Source organism: Candidatus Methylacidiphilales bacterium, assembly GCA_028713655.1.
Lineage (GTDB): Bacteria > Verrucomicrobiota > Verrucomicrobiia > Methylacidiphilales > JAAUTS01 > JAQTNW01.
Genome location: JAQTNW010000054.1, coordinates 1 through 20,220 on the forward strand (window position 1 = coordinate 1; position 20,220 = coordinate 20,220).

Below are 20,220 nucleotides of genomic sequence, written 5' to 3' on the forward strand. Positions count from 1 at the left end.
CGTACGAAGTGCCGTCCTCCGATTGAATGGTCCAAATCATCGCCAGGTCCTCGCACTCCAACGCCAGCATCCAGTCGCCGGCCTCGAAGGCAATTTCATCCTCCGGAGAGATGTAGGCCGTGTCCGCCAGATGTTTCAATTCAAACATGCTCATCGGACCGTAGATTTCCTCGTCGTTGGGTTTGCGCAGCCGGACTTGGGTGGTTTCGTTCATAATGTTATTTCTTTGGGATAAAAAGTTTCTGCCCCGTCTTCAAGGGCTGGTTCGGAGCCAGATTATTGGCCTTGCGGATGTCTTCCACACTCACATTGACGCCTTTATCCTGATAGGCTTTGGAAATCGCCCAAAGGCTCTGGCCCGCCAGCACCGTGTACTCGTATCCCTGCTCCGCCGCGGCGGAGTTTCCGCCTTTGGCGCCGGATTCGGGCGCGGTCGTTTTGGTTTCCTTCACCGACTTTGTTTCTTTGGAACCTGTGGCCACAATTTTTGAGACTTCCTTTAAAAGTGCTTCCTTCTCCATGGCCTGGGCTTTCGACTGTTCGTCCAGCAATCGTTTCAACTCGGCGTTGTCAGTCTCCAGTTTTTTCACCCGTTCTTTCATCTGGGCCAGGTCCTGCTGCAACTGGGCGTTCTGCTGCACAATCAAATCGATCTGGTCCGCCGCTTTCATGACCTTTTGCCGCTCGATGAGGGCGTCCTGGGCCGCAGCCGGATCCTCCTGCGCCCTCGCCGGCGAAAGTGGGCACAACAATCCCGCCATTGGGATCAAAAACAATCCCAAGGTCCGGCACTGCAAACGCCCCGGCAATAACGACATATCACCAACAGTTACCCTCCGAAGCCTTTCTGTGCAAGCCTTTCACATCCCTGATTTGGGGACAGGTACACGCCCCGTTTCACCGATGCTTTCAACCCGCTCTTGGGCAGCACATTTCCAATGCGGGTGCAAGCGTGGAGGATCACGCCACCCGGCCTTGAGCGGACTCGATGTGATCTCCCCGAAGGCCTCGTGGTCAAAAGGCCCAGTAGTGCATTCCTTCAGGAAGAATCGCAGCTCAGACATTCGACTAACCAACAACAATCACTTGATATAACATCGACGTCCAATTCCTGTCCCGGCAAGCCCATATGCCAAACCAGGGCGGGAATGCAATTTGTACACATGAAATAGGCATTCACCCGCACACAAATGAAAAATAAGCTTTAATTCCACCAGAAAGCTTTCATCTATATACCATGAAATTATCAGAACTCAGCAGCGGCCAGGCCGTTCTGCTCATCAAATTGCTCAAGAAAAAGGAAAAACTCGAAACCCAACTGGCCGCAGTTGAATCCCGGCTGGGAAAACTTTCCAGCGGCAAGGTTTCCGCGCTTGCGGCGAAAAGCCCGGCCCGGCCCAAATCGAAGGGCCCCCGCGCCAAACGGGGCGCACTCAAAAAGCAGGTTCTGGCCCTGCTCAAAAGCGCCGGCAAAAAAGGCCTGCCCGTGAAAGTGCTCGCCAAAAAATTGAAAACCACCTCCCCGCGCCTCTTCACCTGGTTTTACACGACAGGCGAGAATGTCCCCGGCCTGAAAAAATCCGGCCGCGGCTGTTACGCCTATCTGCCCAAAAAGTAAACAAGCCGACACACCATCGACAGGGCAACCCAACATCCAGGCTCTTAGGGTAAAATACTGGCAGGACAATTGAATGTTTGACCCCTTTGAACAGGCCGCACTGCATCCGATCCTCCACGACGGACCGGCGGTTAATTTCTTCTCGGGCGCCCTGTTGGGAAACGGAGGCATGGGCGCCGTTGTCTGCACGCGCCCCGACGCCATCGTGATCCACTTCGGGCACAACAGCGTCTGGGACATCCGCATTGCGGAGGCGACTCTCGAAAAGCTCGGCACATTCGCGCAGGTGTTTGCGCGCGTGCGCGCCATCAATCCGGCGTTGTCCAAACTCGGAGACGATCCCTGGTTTCGCGAATACTGCCACATGGCCTCGGCGAGCTACCGCAAGCCGTATCCGCGTCCGTTTCCCTGCGGCTCGCTGGTTCTTGGGTTCGACTCGCGCGAGACCGAAACACTCGGCCACCGACTTGATTTGGCGACGGGCGTTTGCACCGTGGAACTGCTCTGGCGCGGGGAGAGGCGGTTCGCGAGGATCTTCGTCGAGCACGAAGCCGACCGGCTCCGGGTTGGGGTTTTCGACGCCACAGGAGCGCCGGCCTCTTCGCCTTTCCTGCGGGTGCGGCTGCTTCCGTCCCATCCCAGCGCAGGCGGCTTGGGTCAACCCGCTCCGGGGCCGGGGCCCACGGACGACATGCCGCCTTACAGCGAGTGCATGGACGAGGCACAACGCTCATTCTGCTTCCGCCAAATCCTGCCCGCCGCCGAGCCGGAGGTTTACGACCCAAAGACCGGCCATCCCGATGACCGGGCGATCCGCCTCAACGTGACGGTCAACAGCCGGCTGACCTCCCGCAACCGGATGAATTGGTTTGGCAACTACCAGGGACCCGATGCGCTCGAACGGGATCTCACCGACACGGATTTGTTTTTCGCCTGTGTCCAACTCGATCACGGGCCCGCCACGGGCGTGCCGAACGGTGCGGAGGTGCTCGATATCACTCACGCCACGACCGCCGCCGCCGCCGAACGGATTGCCGCCGAATGGCGCGCGTACTGGAGGCGCTCGGGCGTCGCTTTGGCCGATGCCGAGCTCGAGGCGATCTGGTATCGCAACCTCTATTTCCTGGCCTGCTCGCTCCGTCCCGGGGTCACCTGCCCGGGAGATTTCGCCAACTGGTCCTATGGCAATATCGGCAGCGCCTGGCATGGTGACTATCATCTGAACTACAACACTCAACAGGCGTTCTGGGCGACGTTCTCTTCCAATCATGTCGAGCTTCACCTGCCTTATGTGGACCTCGTGGATCACATGCTGCCCGTCAGCCGGGCATGGGCCCGCGACTATTACCAACTTGGTGGCGCCTGCTTTCCGCACAGTGCCTATCCGGTGAAAATGTCGATCCCGCCCTATCCCGTCCCCACCTGGGGCTGGGAAATTTGCGAGACGCCATGGGCGGTCCAAAGCCTTTGGTGGCATTATCTCTACACGATGGATGCCGGCTTCCTTCGCGACCGTGCCATCGGTCCCATCCGCGAAGCAGTCCTGTTCCTCTGCGATTATCTCTCGCGCCCGGACGCCCATGGTCCGCAGTGGAACGACGACCACTTCCACGTCTTCCCGACCGTGGTGCCGGAGATCTACGAACTCACGCCGGGCCTCGAAAAGAATGCGGATTGCATCGTGGACCTGACGCTTATCCGCTTCGTTTTCCGTGCTTATATCAAGGCGTGCGGCGTCCTGGGAATCGGGGCTCCAGAGCAGGAACTGCTCGCGCGGGTCGGAAAACTCCTTCCCCGGCTGCCGGACTATCCCACAGCCAAAAGCGCGTCCGGAACAGTCTTTGTCAACGTCAGAGGTGAAGATCCTGAAATTGTCCAGAATACACCCAACACACTCATGACTGTCTTTCCCGGCGAGGACCACGGACTTCACTCCCCGCCCGATATGCTCGCCATCTGCCGCAATTCCCTGCGCCGACATCGTAATGAGGGCGGCAACGACCTGGTCTTCCTCAACCTCCAGGCCGCGCGCCTGGGCTGCCTCGATCTCGAACGGTTCAAACGCCACGTCCGCTACTGTCTCCTGCCCAACGGCACCTGCACCGACATGTGCCGACAGATGGGCGGCCGCTACCGCGACGACGGGGACTTCGACTTTATGGCCCGCATGGGCATCTGGTTCGAGAATTTCTCGCTACCCGCCGTCATCAATGAATGCCTCATGCAGAGCTATTCGGGTGTGCTGCGCCTGTTTCCCAACTGGCCGAAGGAGCGTGACGCCGAATTTCGCACACTCCGCGCCGCCGGAGCATTTCTCGTGAGCGCCGGGTGTGGAGGCGGCACTGTAACCTGGGTCGAAGTCCTCAGCGAAACGGGCGGGGATCTGGTGTTGTTGAATCCTTGGCCTGGTAAAGTCCGCTGCCAACGGGGTGAAGAAACATGGGACGCAGCCGGAGAGCAAATTAGCATCGCGACAAATGTCGGCGACCTCATTCGACTTACCAAGGCACCCTGACCCCAACGACAAACAAAAGGCAAAAAACCGTCCGGGCTTCTTCAAACGGGTATTGAAACCACCCGCGAGCCGCTGATTTCATCCGCAAACTACAAGCCGCCCGCTGGGCACTCCGACCGGGACATCTAAAGTTTTGGGATCGACTTTTTCCGGCACATACGTTTAGATAATCCCCGCATAAGGGCGGCCAGCCAGGCCGGGGATGTATTATGAAATTGCGATCACGCACCAAGCAGCGCATCTGGGTAGGGTTGACTATTGCATGCTCAATAATCGCACTCGTCTATAGCGCGATACTCGGATACAAAACGTATTTTAAATCCTAGAAATACCGGAAGAGTGCGCGCTGAGGGTTTCGAACCCCCGACCCTCTCGGTGTAAACGAGATGCTCTACCACTGAGCTAAGCGCGCTGATGAACTCAAGTTAAGCTACACCGGATCAAGCAAGTGAAAACAATAAAAAATGCGATGTGTGTTTCATGCGCTTCTGAAAACCGCCTGACTGGTTCCAAGTCGCTTCCGAAGTTTGAGAATTTCCCTGGGAGGAATATCCGTGACCCTTTTGGGAACTGGTACCTGCTTGGTTCGCAATGTGATCTTGCCTTCGGAATGGGCCAGCGCCTGTTCCATGCTTTTTTTGAAGTTCGTTAAAGATTTCCTTTTTCATGATGTCATTGTTTCCCTGCTGCGGGGACGAGTGGCGGACCTTAAGAAAAAGCCTGAAATGAGAAGCAACTTCATGAAGGAAATGCGCCGGTTTTTACCCGCAACAGTGGTTGGAGAAACTCTCGAAAAGGCTTCCTATTGGCAATATCTCACCCAACTGTTTGAGGAAGGCCGCCAAGGCAACAGCAAAGATGTTGTGACGGAGCCGCGCAGAATTCAAATCGACAAAATTGCCCCCCAACCGCTATTTTCATTCCTTTATGCCAATCTGGGAATTAGCCAACAGCAACCTCAAAAGCCTCGTGCCCTACGAGCCCGGGAAGCCCATTGACGATGTGGCCCGTGAACTCGGTCTCAACCCGTCCGACATCATCAAACTGGCCTCGAACGAAAACCCCCTCGGCCCCTCCCCCAAGGCTCGGGAAGCCATGCTCCAGGCCGCGGGCAAAATGCACATTTATCCTGACGGCGGCTCCTTCCACCTCCGCAACGCCATTGCCGAACGTCTGGGCATCGACCGTTCCCAGATCATCCTGGGCAACGGCTCCAATGAAATCATCGAGTTTGTCTATCACGCCTTCACCCGGCGCAATGAAACCAGCGCAGTGGCCAGCCGTTACGCTTTTGCCGTGTACAAACTCATGGCGGAGCTGTTCGGCGTCGAATTCATCGAAGCTCCGGACCTCAATTTGCACCATGACCTCGACGCCATCCGCAAGGCCATCCGCCCGGATACGCGGCTGGTGTTTCTCGCCAATCCGAACAACCCCACTGGGACACGGATCCCGGACAAGGATCTGGAAAATTTTCTGCGCTCATTGCCCAAAACGACTGTTGCGGTGCTCGATGAGGCGTATTACGAGTTTCTCGACAACCCGCCACCGACGTTGGATTGGGTTCGGGAAGGCCTGAATCTTGTCGTGTTGCGCACCTTTTCAAAAATCCAGGGTCTTGCGGGACTGCGCATCGGCTATGGGATTTCCACTCCAGAAATCACCGAAGTGCTGCAGCGCTGCCGCCAGCCGTTCAACATCAACGGCATGGCCCAGGCGGGCGCACTGGCCGCGCTTCGCGACACCGATCACGAGAAAAAAACCAAGGCCCTGATCTTTGCCGGGCGTCGGCGCTTGGAAAACTTTGCCCGCGAATCAGGGCTTCGCTACGAACCTTCTTTTGCCAACTTCGTCCTTATCGAGGTCGGCGACGGCCATGCCGTGTTCCAATCCCTGCTCAAGCGCGGCGTGATTGTCCGTTCGATGAAAAGTTACGGCCTGCCCGCCTGGATCCGGGTGTCCATCGGGACAGAGTCTGAAATGGAAAAATTTGAACGCGAACTCCGGCAGGTGCTGGCAAACGCCCCCGTCCATGCCTGATTTTAAAACCATCTCAATCATCGCCCCCGGCCTGCTGGGCGGCTCCATCCTGCAGGCCCTGCGGAAACACGCGCCTGAAATCCGCTTGAACGTGTGGGCCCGGCGCGAGGAAACGCGGAGCCAGGTTCTGAAACAGCGCCTGGCGGATACGGTCACCGGAAATTTATCGGAAGCCGTTGCGGACAGCGATCTCATCATCCTTTGCACACCTATCCAGGCAATGGAAGAAACAACCCGGAATTTTCTGCCGGCGTTGAAGCCTTCGGCCCTGGTCACGGATGTGGGCAGCGTCAAAGGCCCGGTGCATCTCGCGCTGGCCCCTCTGCTGGCCAAAAAATGCCACTGGATCGGCAGCCACCCCATGGCCGGAAGCGAGCAGTCGGGGCTGGAAGCGGCGCGCGCGGATTTGTTCCAGGGCGCCCGGACCATTATCACGCCGGATGAGACGGCAGACCCCGCCGCAGCGGCAAAGCTGCGGCGTTTTTGGGAATTGCTCGGTTGCAGCGTCGTCACACTCAGCCCAAGCCTGCATGACACCTATGTGGCCCAGATCAGCCACCTGCCACATCTGGTTGCCGCCTTGCTGGTCCATTCCGTTTCTCAGGAAAGCCTGCAGGTGGCGGGTCCCGGATTCCGCGACACCAGCCGCGTGGCGGCGGGTCCGCCGGACATGTGGGTCGAAATTTTTCAGGCCAACCACCCCGCCGTGGCCGAGGCAATGAAACAATTCCTGGAAGAAGCGCAAAAAGCCCTCTCCAAAATGGAAAGCGGCCGGTGCCCGGAATTGCTGGATCTGCTGACATCCGCCTGCCAAAAAAGACGTTCCCTCCCCTAACCCGGATGCTTCATCCGCTTCTGAAAACCAAGGGAAGAATTTTCATGACGAGCGTAAGACAAGCAGGTTAAATACACACCCACTATGGCAAACCTTAAAATCCATCCCGTCCGGCGCATGGACGCCGAGATCCAGGTCCCCGGGGACAAGAGCATCTCCCATCGTTCGGTGATGCTCAGCGGGTTTGCCGACGGCGCCACGCGCATCACCGGCTTTCTCCCAAGCGATGACTGCCTCTGCAGCCTCGCCGCCATGCAGGCGCTCGGCGTGGAAATTGAAACGATCGACCCCACCACCTTTCTGGTGCATGGAAACAACGGCAAATTCAGGGAACCCGTAGAGCCCATCGATTGCGGCAACTCGGGCACCACCATCCGGCTGCTGGCCGGACTGCTGGCAGGCCAGCCTTTTACCACACGGCTTTTTGGCGACGAATCGCTCAGCCGCCGTCCCATGAAACGCGTTGCCGACCCACTGGAATTGATGGGTGCCCGCGTGGTTTGCGAAGGGCAGAACCAGCGCCCGCCGCTCGAGATCCGGGGCGGAAAATTAAAGTCGATGACGTATCAAATGCCGGTGGCCAGCGCGCAGTTAAAGTCCTGCATCCTTCTGGCGGCCCTGCAGGCCAGGGGCCGCACCATCGTGGAACAACCCTCCGTTTGCCGCGACCACACCGAACGCATGCTGCAGCATTTTGGCGCCAGCATCATGCCTGGCGACAGGGAAATAAAATTGTACGGCGGCGTCAGGCTGGAGGCCCGCGATGTCCATGTGCCCGGCGATTTCTCTTCAGCCGCCTTCTGGTTGGTGGCGGCCGCCGCGATGCCCGGAGCACACCTCATCCTGCCGCGGGTCGGACTGAACCCGACACGCACCGCGTTGATCAATGTGCTCCTGCGCATGGGCGCCGAAATCAAGGAACATGTGGAAAGCAATGATTTCGAGCCCTACGGCACCCTCCGCATCGAGGAAGGCACGACCTTGAAAGGCGCCACCATCGGCGGCGAGGAAATCCCAAACCTCATCGACGAATTGCCGATTATCGCGGTGGCGGGCGCACTTGCAAAGGGAACCACCGTCATCCGCGATGCAAAGGAATTGCGGGTCAAGGAAACCGACCGGCTTGCGGCCCTCGCATCCAACCTGCGCGCGTTCGGCGTGCCCGTTGAAGAACAGCCCGACGGGCTCATCATCCAGGGCGGCGCCCCCATCCACGGCGCCCGAGTGGAAAGCATGGGCGACCACCGGATTGCCATGGCCTTCGCAATCCTGGGATTGTTCGCGGAAGGCAACAGCCTCATCTGCGACACCGACTGCATCAAAACCTCCTACCCCGGCTTTGAAAAGGACCTCTCGCATGTTTTGTCCGGAGATGTCTCGAGCAAATTCCGCTTCAAACTCGGCCTGAGCAGGCTGATGAAACGCGCCGCCTCGAAAAAGCAAACGGAAACAGTCCCCGTGGGTGACACAAAAGTCGGCCCACCCAGAGGCGGGCAAAAAAAATCATGATGAATCCCGTAATCGCCATCGATGGCCCTGCAGCCTCCGGCAAAAGCACCGTGGCCCGCAAGCTGGCTGGACGTTTGAATTATGTTTATGTCGATACCGGAGCCATGTACCGCGCCTATGCCTGGCTGGCCCTCGAGAAAAAGATTGATCCCGGCTCCCGCCCGGCCGTGAGCCAGTTGATCGAAGAGCATCCGCTCAAACTGTCTCTTCAAAATGGCGCCGTGCTCATGCTCTTGAATGGAACCGACCCGGCCCCCTTTATCCGTGGCGAGCGCGTGAACACCGCGGTTTCAAAAATCGCCTCCATCCCCGAGCTGCGCGAAAAGCTGGTCATCGCCCAGCGCATTCTGCGCAACCAGGCCCCGCTTGTGATGGAAGGGCGGGACATCGGAACTGTTGTGTTCACCGACACGCCCTACAAGTTCTTTCTGGATGCCGATCCGGAAATACGGGCGCAACGGAGGGAGCAACAAGGCCAGAGCGACACCGTGACCCAGCGGGACAACCTGGACCGCAACCGGATGGTGGCGCCGCTCATCAAGGCGGCCGATGCCGAAAAAGTCGATGCCACCCATGATTCGGCGGATAAAATCGTGGAGAAAATCCTGCTCTCCTGCGCCAGCAAAGGCCTCGAGGCCGCCAAACCCTGACAAATCGCAAACTCATGTTCTTCTGGTACCACTCGATCCGAAATTTTTGCTGGGCGTATTTCAGGATTTTTCACGACCTCCGCCACACGGGCATGCGAAATCTGCCGGCCGGGGGCGGCTATGTGATTGCCTCGAACCACGTCAGTTTTTATGACCCGCCTGCGGTGGGCTGCGGCATCCCCCGCGAAACCCATTATCTCGCCCGCAAAACCCTGTTTGCTCCGCCGATCATGGACAAGCTTCTGCCGACGCTCAAAGCCATGCCGGTGGACCAGGACAAGCCCGACATGACGGGCCTGAAAAATATGATCGGGGTGCTGAAAAGCGGCGATCCCGTGGTGCTTTTTCCCGAAGGTTCCCGGAGCTATGATGGACAACTGCAGGAAGGCCTGCCCGGCGTCGGCTTGCTTGTTGCCAAAGCGGGCGTGCCGGTGGTGCCCACGCGGATTTTCGGAGCGCGCGAAGCCTGGCCTCGCGACGGAAAGATCAAGCTCTGGCGCCCGATCGAGGTCGTGTTCGGCCCACCGCTGGATTTCAGCGGTTCGGATGAGGTCAAACGAAAAGACTACCAAGCCATTAGCAATAAAATAATGGCCGAGATCGCAAAACTCCGCCCCGAAACCCTGCCCTGCTGAGATATTTTTTGCAGTCCAAGCCCTGTAATGGCCGCCCCAATGGGTCGATCCCGAAACCCCGTCAAGTTCCTATCTGCTCCTGTTATGCAGTAAAACCTTTGCGCCTTGGCGTCTTTATTCGTACTCCGGACGAATCCATCCATTGGCGGACGCGAGACCTGTTTTGCCCATCCGCGTCCATCCGTGGTTCTGCTTTCTTAACACTGAATTCCGCATTCTGAATTCCGCTCCCCTACTCCCCCACTTCGGCCGCGGTCACGGCCCCGCAGATGCCGCGCTTGGTGTCTTCGATGAACTTTCTGAACAGTTCGACATCCGGTGTTTGCAGGCCAGGCTCCGCGGCAATGGCTTCCAGAGCCTGCTTCCGATTTTTGCCCGAATTAAAATAAATCTCGTACGCGTGCCAAATCTGTCGGCGTCGGGTCGGATCGAAGCCCCGGCGCTTTAAACCCACCCGGTTCAAACCGCAAACGGTGTTCGTCGCCACCGCCATGCAATACGGCGGCACGTCCAGCCCGATCCGGGTCTGGCCCCGCACCATGACATACTCGCCGATCCGCACAAACTGATGCACCACAACCGCTCCTCCCAGGAACGCGTAATCCCGCACTTCCACATAACCGCCTAACAAGACATTATTTACAAGAATAACATGATTGCCGAGGACACAGTTGTGCGCCAGATGCGACCCGGCCATCAGATAACAGTTGTCGCCCACAACCGTCGAAGTGCCTTCCTTCGTCCCGCGGTGGATCGTGGCGTATTCCCGGATCACATTGTTGTCCCCGATCCGAACATGGGTTTTGACATTATTGAAGGACAGATCCTGCGGTTCGGCTCCAATAACGGCCCCGTAGCCGATCTGGTTCCCCGACCCGATCTTCGTCCAGCCGGTGATGACCGCACGGGCCCGGATCTCGCATTTTTCTCCGATCTCCACATGCTCGTCGATGAGTACGTCGGGACCGATCACGGCGCCCTCGGCGATTTTTGCCTTGGGATGAACAATGGCGCGCGGATGAATCATGCGAATCTGAAATCCAACGGGTTAAATTTGAAAGGATTCACAGGTATCCGGCTTCCTTGAAACTGTAATAAGCGGGTCGGCTGCAACCTGCAACCCCCAGTATAATATGGTCCACCAACTCAATCTGCATAAGACGTGCAGCTTCGCGCAAACGCACCGTAAAGTCCAGATCGGCGTTGCTGGGCGAAGGGTCGCCCGAGGGATGATTATGTACAATCATGATCCCGTACGCCTGCCGGACAATGCCCACCTTCAGGATGTCGCGCGGATGGGCCACTGTTTCGTTTACCGTCCCGGCGCTGACCTCCTCCATTGCCATCAACTTGAGCCGTGTGTTGAGCGCCAGCACCCGCATGGATTCGTAGGGCAACTGGCGCAATTCTTCGCCCAGCAATTGTTGGACGTCCGAGGGCGTCTCCACCGGAATGTCCGAGGCCTGGCATTTGGCCAGCCGCCCGGCCAGTTCAAACGACGCCTTCAACTGAACCGCCTTGGCCAGACCCAGCCCCTTGACCCGCGACAACTCGACCGCCTCCGCCCGGCAGAGCTGGGTCAGGTCCGTGTATTTTCGCAAAAGTTCGTCGGCGATATCCAGGGCCGACCTCCCCCTCATGCCGGTGCGAAGCAATATGGCCAGGAGCTCCGCGGTCCGGAGCGATTCTGCTCCCTTTTTCCAAAGCCGTTCCCTCGGACGTTCGTCGTTGGGCATTTCCTTGATCTGTGACATAAGAAGGTTCTCCGCTTGTTTTCATAAAAAACTAGCGGGAGCATCCTTCATTTTCCGCGACAGATTTGTTAATTCCTCAAGACTTTTATAGGGAATGGGTTTCAGGTTCTTTTCCGCGCGAAACCAGGTCATCTGGCGTTTAGCATATTGGCCGGTGTGGAGGATGATTTTCTCCAGGCATTCCTCCCGCCCAATCCCGCCCGACAGATGTTCTGCAATTTCGAGATAACCAATGGCCTTGGCCGACTGCGACTCCCGCCAGCCTGGAATCTGCAAGAGCGTCTTCACCTCCTCCGGCCAGCCGGAATCCCACATCTTGCACACCCGCTCCGCAATCTGCCTCAGATTCAATTCCCGCTCGGGCTGAAGAAAAATGCCGCCGACATACGGGAGCAACGCAGGTTTCTTTTCCTGCTGCCATTCAGAAAGCGGGCGACCCGTATGCAACACGACCGCCAGCGCGCGAATGATGCGCCGGGGATTTTTCAAATCGGCATGCTCACACCATACGGGGTCCAACTTCCGGATCTCGGTCTGAAGCCGTTCGAGCGGCCAGGTTGACAACTCTTTGACTTGTTCGGGGTCCGACTCGGGCGCGGGCGACAGCCCCTCGCGCAGCGCGCGGACGAACAAACCGGTTCCTCCGACCCAAAGCAGCGGCTGCCGGTCGCCCACATCCTTTACAACTTTTTTCGCGGCCTTTAAATAATCCGCCACACTAAAAGGGCTTGCAGGCTCTGCGATATCCAAAAGATGATGCGGGACCTGGGCGCGCTCCGCCGCCGGGGCTTTTCCGGTGCCAATATCCATGCTGCGATAAATCTGGAACGCATCGACCGAACAAATCGCCGCCCCCCAGCACTGCGCCAATTCCAGCGCCAGCGCGGATTTGCCCGAGGCCGTAGGGCCGGTAATTAAGAAAGGGGGCATCAAAAATCCCTCTAATAGGGCTAGAAATCAATTGACTCACAGAGAGTCGAGATATTTATGGATCGGCACGTATAAAGATTTAAGGTGTCTGCATTCGATGCAGTGGCAGAGATGGTTGCAAAGAATATAGTTCCATAAACCATTTGATGAATAAAGCAGCATTAGGAGAGCTTGGGTCCAGAATTTTTCTGGTTAAAGCCCTACCCGGTGACTGTCCAGGCTCGTCTTGCCAAGCTAGCCATGTGTACAGATTTGCCTTATCTCTATGACAATCTCGATATTGAGCTCCCTTGTCTCTTGCATCGCTAGCCGACTGAACGGCATGTTGCCAAATAGCTGCACTGGCATCGGGAACTAAATATTGCAAGAAGACTTCTAATGCACCACTAGAAACATTGTCCGGCATGACCCATAATCCAATACGTTTCTCATCATCATTGTCAATAATCAGACCTTGTGTTGGCAAATCCTTTGGAAGTTTTGGAAAAAGACGGCTGCAATGATGCTTAAAACTCGAATATCTTGAAGCAGCATGCTCATCAGCATCCAACATAATGCCAAGCGCGCTAATTGTCGGATCTTTAATTAATGTTGTAATGTAATCCTGTGCTAGAATCTCATCGACGGAATGCCCAATATCAATAAAAACTGGAGACGCGTTCCTGTCCGATGGCCAATCGATATGATGTTGCATCAATCCAACAACCGAATACAAATCGTCTTGCCCCTCAACTATAAGTCTTTTGGGGTTGTCTGACTTCGCCATTACCGAACCTCGATTTTCCGTGCAGATGCCATTTTAATTTCACCTTCACTATACGGAACGGATTTTTTCTTGCCTGCTTCTATCCTTTGCAGTGTTACGCGATATTGCGGGTCAAGATCGCCAACGCATATTTTCGCAAGGCTGTCCACACAATCAGAACTATGTGTTGTTGCAAATATTTGCACATTCAATGCTTTAGCGGACTCATATAACAAACTCCACATTTGCGACATGACTGTATAATGCAGGCCAGTGTCAATTTCATCCACAAGTAATACTCCACCCTTGGAATTTGAGATGGCTATGGCCAAAGCTAACATGCGCCACATTCCATCACCCATGCTCCCTATCGGGACAGGTTGTTCATGACCTTTTAGTTTTATCTTGAATCCCCCACGAGTCGGAACACTGTAATAATCACTAGTAGATTGAGATGCAATACGCTCAATATTGGGGTCTAGAAATTGAATTGCTTTCATCACCAAAGCTTCGTTTGGAGTAAGCGCAACCTTATCCCACATCTTTACCAATTCGTTGGCATTTAAGGATTCAGTTGTAATAAATTGAGCGCGTTCAGAATCATCATTAACCCTGCCACGTATTCTGCGCGGCATCTCAAATGTTTCGGACGATATCCCTCCCTTACGAGTAATAGGAATTATTGTAGTGGGAACCTGAGTGCCCGTAACGTGCATCACTAGTGGGAAGCGGTTTGGTGGTGCTTGGAGTCGTATGGAATCGCGATCTTTCTGCGTGGGTTCAGCAATTTCAAATTCTATAACCCTTTTGGGCGATTGATTTCTTGCCGACAAAGTGATTCTAGAACCGACATGCAGATCATGCCCCGTAAATAAATGGCAAATATCTATTTCCGGTTCCAGGTCTCTCTGACGGTCATTTGGCAACTGTTCTCCGCGTCTCCAAAGTAGCCGCCAGATTGATTCGGGGTCTCCTCTGGAGGTTAATAGGTAAATTGCCTCCAGAACCGATGTTTTGCCGCTATTGTTCCCTCCTACCAGAAGGTTAATTACCCCAAGTTCGCTCATTTCAAAGTGGCTAAACCCTCTGTATCCTTGAATATCAATAGATTGAATCATTGGTGCTTTTGTATCCCCAAGGTTAAAGGCGGTTTAGCTTTAGTCAAATCCCTTTCAACTTTTATGCCCAAACCCTCAAAAGTCCGCAATATCCGTCCGGCAACACGGCACTCCTCTTCTTAGAGTGCGCAAAACCGACACACCCCGAAGCGCTGCGCTTTCTGCCCCTCTTCATAGAGGGGACTTCACACACCCCGAAGCGGTCGCCGTGGCGACCTTTCTGCCCCTCTTTCTAGAGGGGATTACTCCCCCCAGGAATTTTCAGTCCTGATGTTCCAGACATTGCAAAGCTCACGCGGAAAATCGGAGAGGAAGCGGGAGGGTTTCTGCCAGGTCTCGCCATAACTGGCGTTGGAACGGATCTGGGGATGGGTCAGGTAAAGCTCGTCCTTCGCCCGGGTCACGGCCACGTAAAACAGGCGGCGCTCCTCTTCCTCGCCCTCGCTTGTCTCCAGCGCGCGGCTGGACGGAAACAGGCCGTCGCACAACATGATCACAAACACAATTTTCCACTCCAGCCCCTTGGCCTGGTGGATGGAACTGAGCTTGATCGCTTCGTTGTCATTGAAAACCGCTCCGGCTGCGGGCTCGGAATCCAGATTGGTCATGAGCGAAAGCTGGGCCAGGAATTCGGAAGTATCCTTGAATCCTTCGGCAAACTGGATGAGCTGGTGCAAATCCTCGAGCCGGTTGGCGTAGTTGGTGTACCGCGACTTGAGAAAGTCCTCATACACCGCATCCAAAACCATTTGGATCAGATGTCCGGGCGCGTCAAGGCCCTCCCGCTCCTTCAATTGCCGGTGCGTTTCACCCCACTGCTGCCAGAATTTGGCCGCCTTCGACGGCACATTGATTTTCTGCCACAGTGCGCCCGCCGCCAGGTCCTGCCACATTTTATGAGCCGTGCGATTCCCAATCCCCGGCAGCATCAGGGCGATGCGCTTGAATGAGACCTCGTCCCGCTCATTGATCGCAAACTTGAGATACGCCGCCGCGTCCTTGATGTGCGCCTGCTCGAAAAATCGCAGGCCCGACGTGATCTGGAAGGGAATGTTGCGGCGCGTGAATTCCATCTGCAATTCCATGGAATGAAAATGAGAACGGTAAAGCACCGCCATTTCGCCCAAATCCGTTCCCTCATCGCGCAACTCAAGGACCCGCTGGGCGACAAACATGGCCTGCTGCCGCGAGTCATCCAGCGAGATCAACGCGGGCTTCACGCCGGAGGGTTTCACCGCCCTGAGTTCTTTGGGGAATTGCCGGGTGTTCTGGGCTATCGTGACATTGGCCAGTTGCAGGATTTCAGGGTTGCTGCGGTAATTGGTTTCGATCCGGATGACCTGGGTGCCGGGGTGGCGGTTGGGGAAACTCATGATGTTTTCAAAATTCGCCCCGCGCCAGGAATAAATACTTTGCGCATCGTCCCCCACCACCATGACCTGATGATGCTGTGCGCCGAGCAAGTCCACCAGATCTGCCTGGATCTTGTTGGTGTCCTGGTATTCATCCACCAGAATATGCCGGAACCGTTCCTGGTAATGCGCGCAGAGATCGGCATGGTCCCGCAGGAGGCGCAGGGTTAGAACCAGCAGATCGTCATAATCCACCGCATTCACCTGCCGTTTCCGCGCGTTGTAGAGGCGCCGGATTTCAAAAATCGGCCCCATGAATTCCGAAAAATAAGGATAGTGGGTCTCCAACAGCTTTTCAGCGGGCAATTCGGTGTTGGCTTCCAGGCTGAAGATGTCCTGCAAAACCTCCGCTTTGGGAAAACGCTTGTCCTTGGGATCGACGGACGAATCGCTCAGGCAGGCCGCCACCAGATCCTTCGCGTCTTCGCGGTCGAGGATGGAAAAATTGCGGTCGAGCTGGAGCCGGTCCGCGTGGCGGCGGATAAGGCGGTGTCCGACATGATGGAAGGTGCCGCCCCAAAGGCGCGACATGTCGTGCGGCAACAAATCTTCGACGCGACGCAGCATCTCCTTCGCCGCTTTGTTGGTAAAGGTCAACAGCAGGATGTTTTCGGGAGAAACGCCGTGCTCCACCAGCCAAGCCACCCGGTATGTCAGCGTGCGCGTCTTGCCGCTGCCCGCTCCGGCAATGACCAGGATCGGCCCCGGCGGCGCGCTGACCGCCGCGAGTTGGTCTTCATTCAGCAGCGAGGCGTAGTCGAGATGCGTGGCGGGCCCGGCTGGAACATGGGGCTTTAACGAGTAATCGATAGACATTCGGCCAGATCCACTTTTTGGTCATACAACGCCTTGCCCACGATGACCCCGTATAAGCCTTCGATTTCATTCAGCAGGCGGACGTCTTCAGCCGAGGACACGCCGCCCGATGCAATCAATTGCACAGGCACAGCCGCATGCATGGCCTTTTGAGCCGCAAGATTTGGACCGGCCAGCATGCCGTCGGTTGAGATATCGGTGTAGATCAAGGTGCCAACCCCCAAGTCCACCACTGCTTTCGCCAAGTCCAGGGCGTTCCATTCCGAAACCTTCACCCAGCCGCGGGTGGCGACCTTGCCGTTCTTGGCGTCGATTCCCACGGCAATCCTATCACCACCGAATTCCTCCACGGCCTCTTTTACAAAATCCAGCGATTCGCAGGCCTTGCTGCCGATAATGGCGCGGGCAACGCCGGCATCGAAGGATTTTTGCAGCGACTTCATGTCGCGCAGTCCGCCGCCCAGTTCGCAGGGGACCGGGATGGATTCACAGATGGCCGCAACCAAGGGAAGATTGACCTGTTCGCCTTTGAAAGCTGCGTCGAGGTCCACGAGATGGAGATATTCGGCCCCCATTTCGTGCCATTGCCGGGCGAAGGAGACGGGGTTCGAGCTGTAAACGGTCTTCCGTTCGGCATCGCCCTGTTCCAGGCGCACCACTTCCCCGCCCATGAGATCGATGGCTGGCAGAATAATCATGACTGCATGATCTTTAGCGGAGGCGGCGTGGTTTGGAAACTTATTTTAATCAGCAGCAAGGCCATCCCGGTCGCATCGTTCGCGTCTGGAACACTCGCGACGTATGTCGGAGCTGGCAAACAAAAGAAGCATGTCGCAGGCGGGACGCCTACGACTGCGGGCAGGATGCCCGCGCTCCCGGTAAATCAATGGAACCATCCTGACGACAAGACGGGAACACACATCTCATCGTCATCACGAGGCCCATCCTGGGCTGCAACGATCCAGTACTTGTACATAACGAGAAGCTTGATAGTGGGGATTGGAATGAAGAAAGGAGTGGCGAGCAGGCTGGATTAAATTCAGCACCTGCTTAGTTAACGATTCTTGCATGAGCGGAAGCCGCTTGAACTGCTATAACCGCACCCGACATGAAGTTAATGGCTGTCAGCCAATTCGGGTCAGGAATTTGTGTGGGCTCGGCAAGGATGATTCCATCCGCCCACTCCTCGTCTGTCCAAAATCCAAATGTACTCACACAATCATCTTCGGTGAAGGGAAGTTTTGGATCGCGAGGGTGGAAGCGAAACTCGCTAACCTCTCGAAACTCCACGCACACAGAGGCTGGTGTGTCGGAAGAAACCCATTCGCCTTTGCCGCGACGCCAATGCAACGAAAGAGTCCGATTTTCAATTGAATAGTGGAGGTCGTGAAAATCGAAGTTATTGTGCAGGTCGAGTTGGCATGGTGGCTGCGACAGATAAATACCGTCAATGATTTCAAAGTCACGATGCATAAATACCTAACAGTGAGTTTATCGAATAAATCCTATGTGCCCTAAAAGGATTCTAAATCTCCCGTTTAAAGTTTAAAGCTTTTTTGGGTTCCCGATTTTCATCCTCTGCGGCTCCGCGTCTTTGCGTGAGAAATGTTTTCCTTGGCTGGACTTAGCGCAAAAATTTCCCTTTTTAAAATGGGACGACACAGTGGACGGCGTAGCGCGGGTGTAACGCCCCATCTCACGGGAATGTCGGAGTTTGCGGCCAACAAAACCCCCTTGTCTTCCCCCTTTTCAGGGGAATGAAGGCAACTTGTTCCAACTCTCAAAAATGGATTTCAATCTTTTTTTCGCACTGTTCGCGTGTTTCGCGGGCAAGGATCAGCCGTGATAAAACTCTTGTGGCCAAAACTTCGTATGTTAAAACCCTTGGCGTGAAGTCTCAGACCTTGAATGTGGCCTACGTCGCCGGATTGGCGCGCATGGAATTAACAAAAGAAGAGGAAGCCCTCTTCCAGACCCAGCTCGGGAACATTCTGGAATATGTCGAGCAATTGCAGCAAATCGACGCCAGTTCGGTTCCGGACACGCCCGTGGATCCGAACCTCCCGACCAATGTCCTGCGCAGCGACGAGGTCAAGCCCTCCCTGCCCGTCGCCGATGCCCTGCAAAACGCCCCAAAAAAAGCCAATAACCTTTTCGTCATGCCGAAAATCGTCGAATGAGCCTGCACACGTTAACAATCAAACAATTACGCGCCAAACTTTCCGCGCGCGAAGTGAGCCCGAAGGAAGCCGTCCAGTCCGTGCTCAAAAGCATCGAGTCCCGGGACTCAAAAATAAAGGGCTACCTGCGGGTCAACGCGGAAGACGCCCTGAATCAGGCGGAAAAGGCCGACGTCACAAAGCCGCTCGGCGGCGTGCCCATCGCCATCAAGGACAATATCAATGTCAAAGGCGAACGCTGCACCTGCGCCTCCAAAATTCTGGAGCACTACGTCGCACCCTATGATGCCACGGTCATTCAAAAGCTGAAGGCCGCCGGCGCCATTCTGCTGGGCCGGACCAACATGGACGAGTTCGCCATGGGCTCTTCAACCGAGAATTCCGCCTATCAGGAAACCCGAAACCCGTGGAACACCGAATACATTCCCGGAGGCAGCAGCGGCGGCTCCGCGGCTGTGGTCGCGGCAGATGAGGCCATCGCGGCCCTGGGTTCCGACACCGGCGGTTCGATCCGCCAGCCGGCGGCGCTCTGCGGATGCGTGGGGATGAAACCCACCTATGGCCGGGTGTCACGCTATGGCCTCGTCGCTTTTGCCTCCTCTCTCGACCAAATCGGCCCCTTCTCCAAGACCGTCGAGGACAACGCCCTGCTCCTGAATGTGATTGCCGGCCAGGACCCGATGGAAAACACCAGTCGGCCCGTCGCGGTGCCGGATTTTACCGCCGGACTCGGCAAGCCTGTCAAAGGACTCAAGATCGGCATCCCCACTGAATATTTCATCGACGGCATGGACAAGGAAGTCGAAGCCAGCGTGAGGAAATCCATCGATTGGTTTGAATCGCAGGGCGCTGAGATTGTAAAAATCTCCCTGCCCCACACCCGCGCCGCCATTGCCGTCTATTATATCATCGCCACGGCGGAAGCTTCCGCCAACCTCGCGCGCTTCGACGGCGTGCGCTACGGATTGCGTTCGCCCGAAGGCAGCGACCCGCTTTCGGTTTATCGCAAAACCCGCGCCCTGGGCTTTGGATCGGAAGTCAAGCGCCGCATCATTCTCGGCACCTATGTCCTGAGTTCCGGCTATTACGACGCCTATTATAACCGGGCGCAAAAAGTCCGGCAGCTCCTCCGCCGGGATTTCACCGAGGCCTTCAAAAAGTGCGATCTCATCCTGACGCCCACATCGCCCACCCCCGCCTTTAAAGCGGGTGAAAAGAGCGATCCTCTTCAAATGTATCTGGCTGATATCTTCACGATTGCCGTGAATCTGGCCGAGGTCTGCGGGATCTCGCTTCCTTGCGGGTTTTCAGGAAAAAACCTGCCCATCGGACTGCAACTGATCGGCCCGCACTTTGAGGAAGTCAAACTTTTACAGGCCGCCCACGCCTACGAACAGGCGCACGACTGGTTCAAGCGCCGGCCTAAATTCCAGGAATAAGCGCAAGGATTTGGAAACCTAACA

At 56.1% G+C, this 20,220-nt stretch carries 21 protein-coding genes and 1 tRNA gene; 10 read left to right on the forward strand and 12 right to left on the reverse strand.

What is annotated here, in order from left to right; genetic code table 11:
* Together PHD76_13685 and PHD76_13690 are read right to left on the reverse strand one after the other, a co-directional pair.
* A partial coding sequence (locus PHD76_13685; protein ID MDD5262891.1) for a hypothetical protein occupies positions 1-214 on the reverse strand: 214 nt, incomplete at its 3' end.
* A 4-nt stretch (positions 215-218) separates the two neighbouring features.
* The gene (locus PHD76_13690) at positions 219-818 is read right to left on the reverse strand and encodes a LysM peptidoglycan-binding domain-containing protein (GenBank protein ID MDD5262892.1); all 600 of its coding nucleotides are present in this window, start codon (positions 816-818) and stop codon (positions 219-221) included.
* A 419-nt stretch (positions 819-1,237) separates the two neighbouring features.
* On the opposite strand from PHD76_13690, the gene PHD76_13695 reads away from it, so the two are divergent.
* Positions 1,238-1,618 carry a hypothetical protein gene (locus tag PHD76_13695; protein ID MDD5262893.1) on the forward strand — a complete coding sequence of 127 codons (381 nt, stop codon included), beginning with the start codon at positions 1,238-1,240 and terminating at the stop codon, positions 1,616-1,618.
* 73 nt (positions 1,619-1,691) lie between these two features.
* Positions 1,692-4,133, forward strand: coding sequence for a glycoside hydrolase N-terminal domain-containing protein (locus tag PHD76_13700; protein ID MDD5262894.1), 2,442 nt, complete (start codon positions 1,692-1,694; stop codon positions 4,131-4,133).
* 340 nt (positions 4,134-4,473) lie between these two features.
* On the opposite strand, the gene PHD76_13705 is transcribed toward PHD76_13700, so the two are convergent.
* Positions 4,474-4,545, reverse strand: a tRNA-Val gene (locus PHD76_13705).
* Positions 4,546-4,573: 28 nt separating this feature from the next.
* Positions 4,574-4,801, reverse strand: a complete 228-nt coding sequence (locus PHD76_13710; protein MDD5262895.1) for a hypothetical protein — start codon at positions 4,799-4,801, stop codon at positions 4,574-4,576.
* A gap of 72 nt (positions 4,802-4,873) precedes the next feature.
* On the opposite strand from PHD76_13710, the gene PHD76_13715 reads away from it, so the two are divergent.
* The 6 genes from PHD76_13715 to PHD76_13740 all read left to right on the forward strand — a co-directional run bounded on the left by PHD76_13715 (position 4,874) and on the right by PHD76_13740 (position 9,802).
* Entirely contained in the window at positions 4,874-5,131 is a 258-nt protein-coding gene (locus PHD76_13715; GenBank protein MDD5262896.1) for a hypothetical protein, read from the forward strand.
* Positions 5,061-6,173 (forward strand): histidinol-phosphate transaminase, encoded by a 1,113-nt coding sequence (gene hisC, locus PHD76_13720; GenBank protein MDD5262897.1) that lies wholly within the window; start codon positions 5,061-5,063, stop codon positions 6,171-6,173. Before PHD76_13715 ends, hisC begins: the two co-directional genes overlap by 71 nt.
* Positions 6,166-7,008: a prephenate dehydrogenase/arogenate dehydrogenase family protein gene (locus PHD76_13725; protein ID MDD5262898.1), complete on the forward strand. Its 843-nt coding sequence runs from the start codon at positions 6,166-6,168 to the stop codon at positions 7,006-7,008. Before hisC ends, PHD76_13725 begins: the two co-directional genes overlap by 8 nt.
* Before the next feature lie 84 nt (positions 7,009-7,092).
* Positions 7,093-8,517, forward strand: a complete 1,425-nt coding sequence (aroA, locus tag PHD76_13730) for a 3-phosphoshikimate 1-carboxyvinyltransferase (GenBank protein ID MDD5262899.1) — start codon at positions 7,093-7,095, stop codon at positions 8,515-8,517.
* Positions 8,514-9,167: a (d)CMP kinase gene (cmk, locus tag PHD76_13735; GenBank protein MDD5262900.1), complete on the forward strand. Its 654-nt coding sequence runs from the start codon at positions 8,514-8,516 to the stop codon at positions 9,165-9,167. The genes aroA and cmk overlap by 4 nt, the downstream gene beginning before the upstream one ends.
* Before the next feature lie 14 nt (positions 9,168-9,181).
* Positions 9,182-9,802, forward strand: a complete 621-nt coding sequence (locus tag PHD76_13740) for a lysophospholipid acyltransferase family protein (protein MDD5262901.1) — start codon at positions 9,182-9,184, stop codon at positions 9,800-9,802.
* A 232-nt stretch (positions 9,803-10,034) separates the two neighbouring features.
* On the opposite strand, the gene lpxA is transcribed toward PHD76_13740, so the two are convergent.
* The 8 genes from lpxA to PHD76_13780 form a co-directional block, all read right to left on the reverse strand.
* Positions 10,035-10,829: an acyl-ACP--UDP-N-acetylglucosamine O-acyltransferase gene (lpxA, locus tag PHD76_13745; GenBank protein ID MDD5262902.1), complete on the reverse strand. Its 795-nt coding sequence runs from the start codon at positions 10,827-10,829 to the stop codon at positions 10,035-10,037.
* Positions 10,830-10,866: 37 nt separating this feature from the next.
* Complete coding sequence (gene radC / locus PHD76_13750; GenBank protein ID MDD5262903.1) at positions 10,867-11,556, reverse strand: DNA repair protein RadC; 690 nt, start codon at positions 11,554-11,556, stop codon at positions 10,867-10,869.
* Positions 11,557-11,577: 21 nt separating this feature from the next.
* Positions 11,578-12,486, reverse strand: a complete 909-nt coding sequence (gene miaA, locus PHD76_13755) for a tRNA (adenosine(37)-N6)-dimethylallyltransferase MiaA (protein MDD5262904.1) — start codon at positions 12,484-12,486, stop codon at positions 11,578-11,580.
* 79 nt (positions 12,487-12,565) lie between these two features.
* Positions 12,566-13,252, reverse strand: a complete 687-nt coding sequence (locus PHD76_13760; protein MDD5262905.1) for a hypothetical protein — start codon at positions 13,250-13,252, stop codon at positions 12,566-12,568.
* Positions 13,252-14,349: an ATP-binding protein gene (locus PHD76_13765; GenBank protein ID MDD5262906.1), complete on the reverse strand. Its 1,098-nt coding sequence runs from the start codon at positions 14,347-14,349 to the stop codon at positions 13,252-13,254. Before PHD76_13765 ends, PHD76_13760 begins: the two co-directional genes overlap by 1 nt.
* Positions 14,350-14,591: 242 nt before the next feature.
* On the reverse strand, positions 14,592-16,577 hold the full coding sequence (locus PHD76_13770; GenBank protein MDD5262907.1) for a UvrD-helicase domain-containing protein: 1,986 nt from the start codon (positions 16,575-16,577) through the stop codon (positions 14,592-14,594).
* On the reverse strand, positions 16,556-17,275 hold the full coding sequence (hisA, locus tag PHD76_13775; GenBank protein MDD5262908.1) for a 1-(5-phosphoribosyl)-5-[(5-phosphoribosylamino)methylideneamino]imidazole-4-carboxamide isomerase: 720 nt from the start codon (positions 17,273-17,275) through the stop codon (positions 16,556-16,558). The genes PHD76_13770 and hisA overlap by 22 nt, the downstream gene beginning before the upstream one ends.
* 352 nt (positions 17,276-17,627) lie before the next feature.
* Complete coding sequence (locus PHD76_13780; GenBank protein ID MDD5262909.1) at positions 17,628-18,050, reverse strand: hypothetical protein; 423 nt, start codon at positions 18,048-18,050, stop codon at positions 17,628-17,630.
* A gap of 416 nt (positions 18,051-18,466) precedes the next feature.
* On the opposite strand from PHD76_13780, the gene gatC reads away from it, so the two are divergent.
* Complete coding sequence (gene gatC / locus PHD76_13785) at positions 18,467-18,757, forward strand: Asp-tRNA(Asn)/Glu-tRNA(Gln) amidotransferase subunit GatC (GenBank protein ID MDD5262910.1); 291 nt, start codon at positions 18,467-18,469, stop codon at positions 18,755-18,757.
* Complete coding sequence (gatA, locus tag PHD76_13790) at positions 18,754-20,196, forward strand: Asp-tRNA(Asn)/Glu-tRNA(Gln) amidotransferase subunit GatA (protein MDD5262911.1); 1,443 nt, start codon at positions 18,754-18,756, stop codon at positions 20,194-20,196. The genes gatC and gatA overlap by 4 nt, the downstream gene beginning before the upstream one ends.
* Positions 20,197-20,220 lie beyond the last annotated feature (24 nt).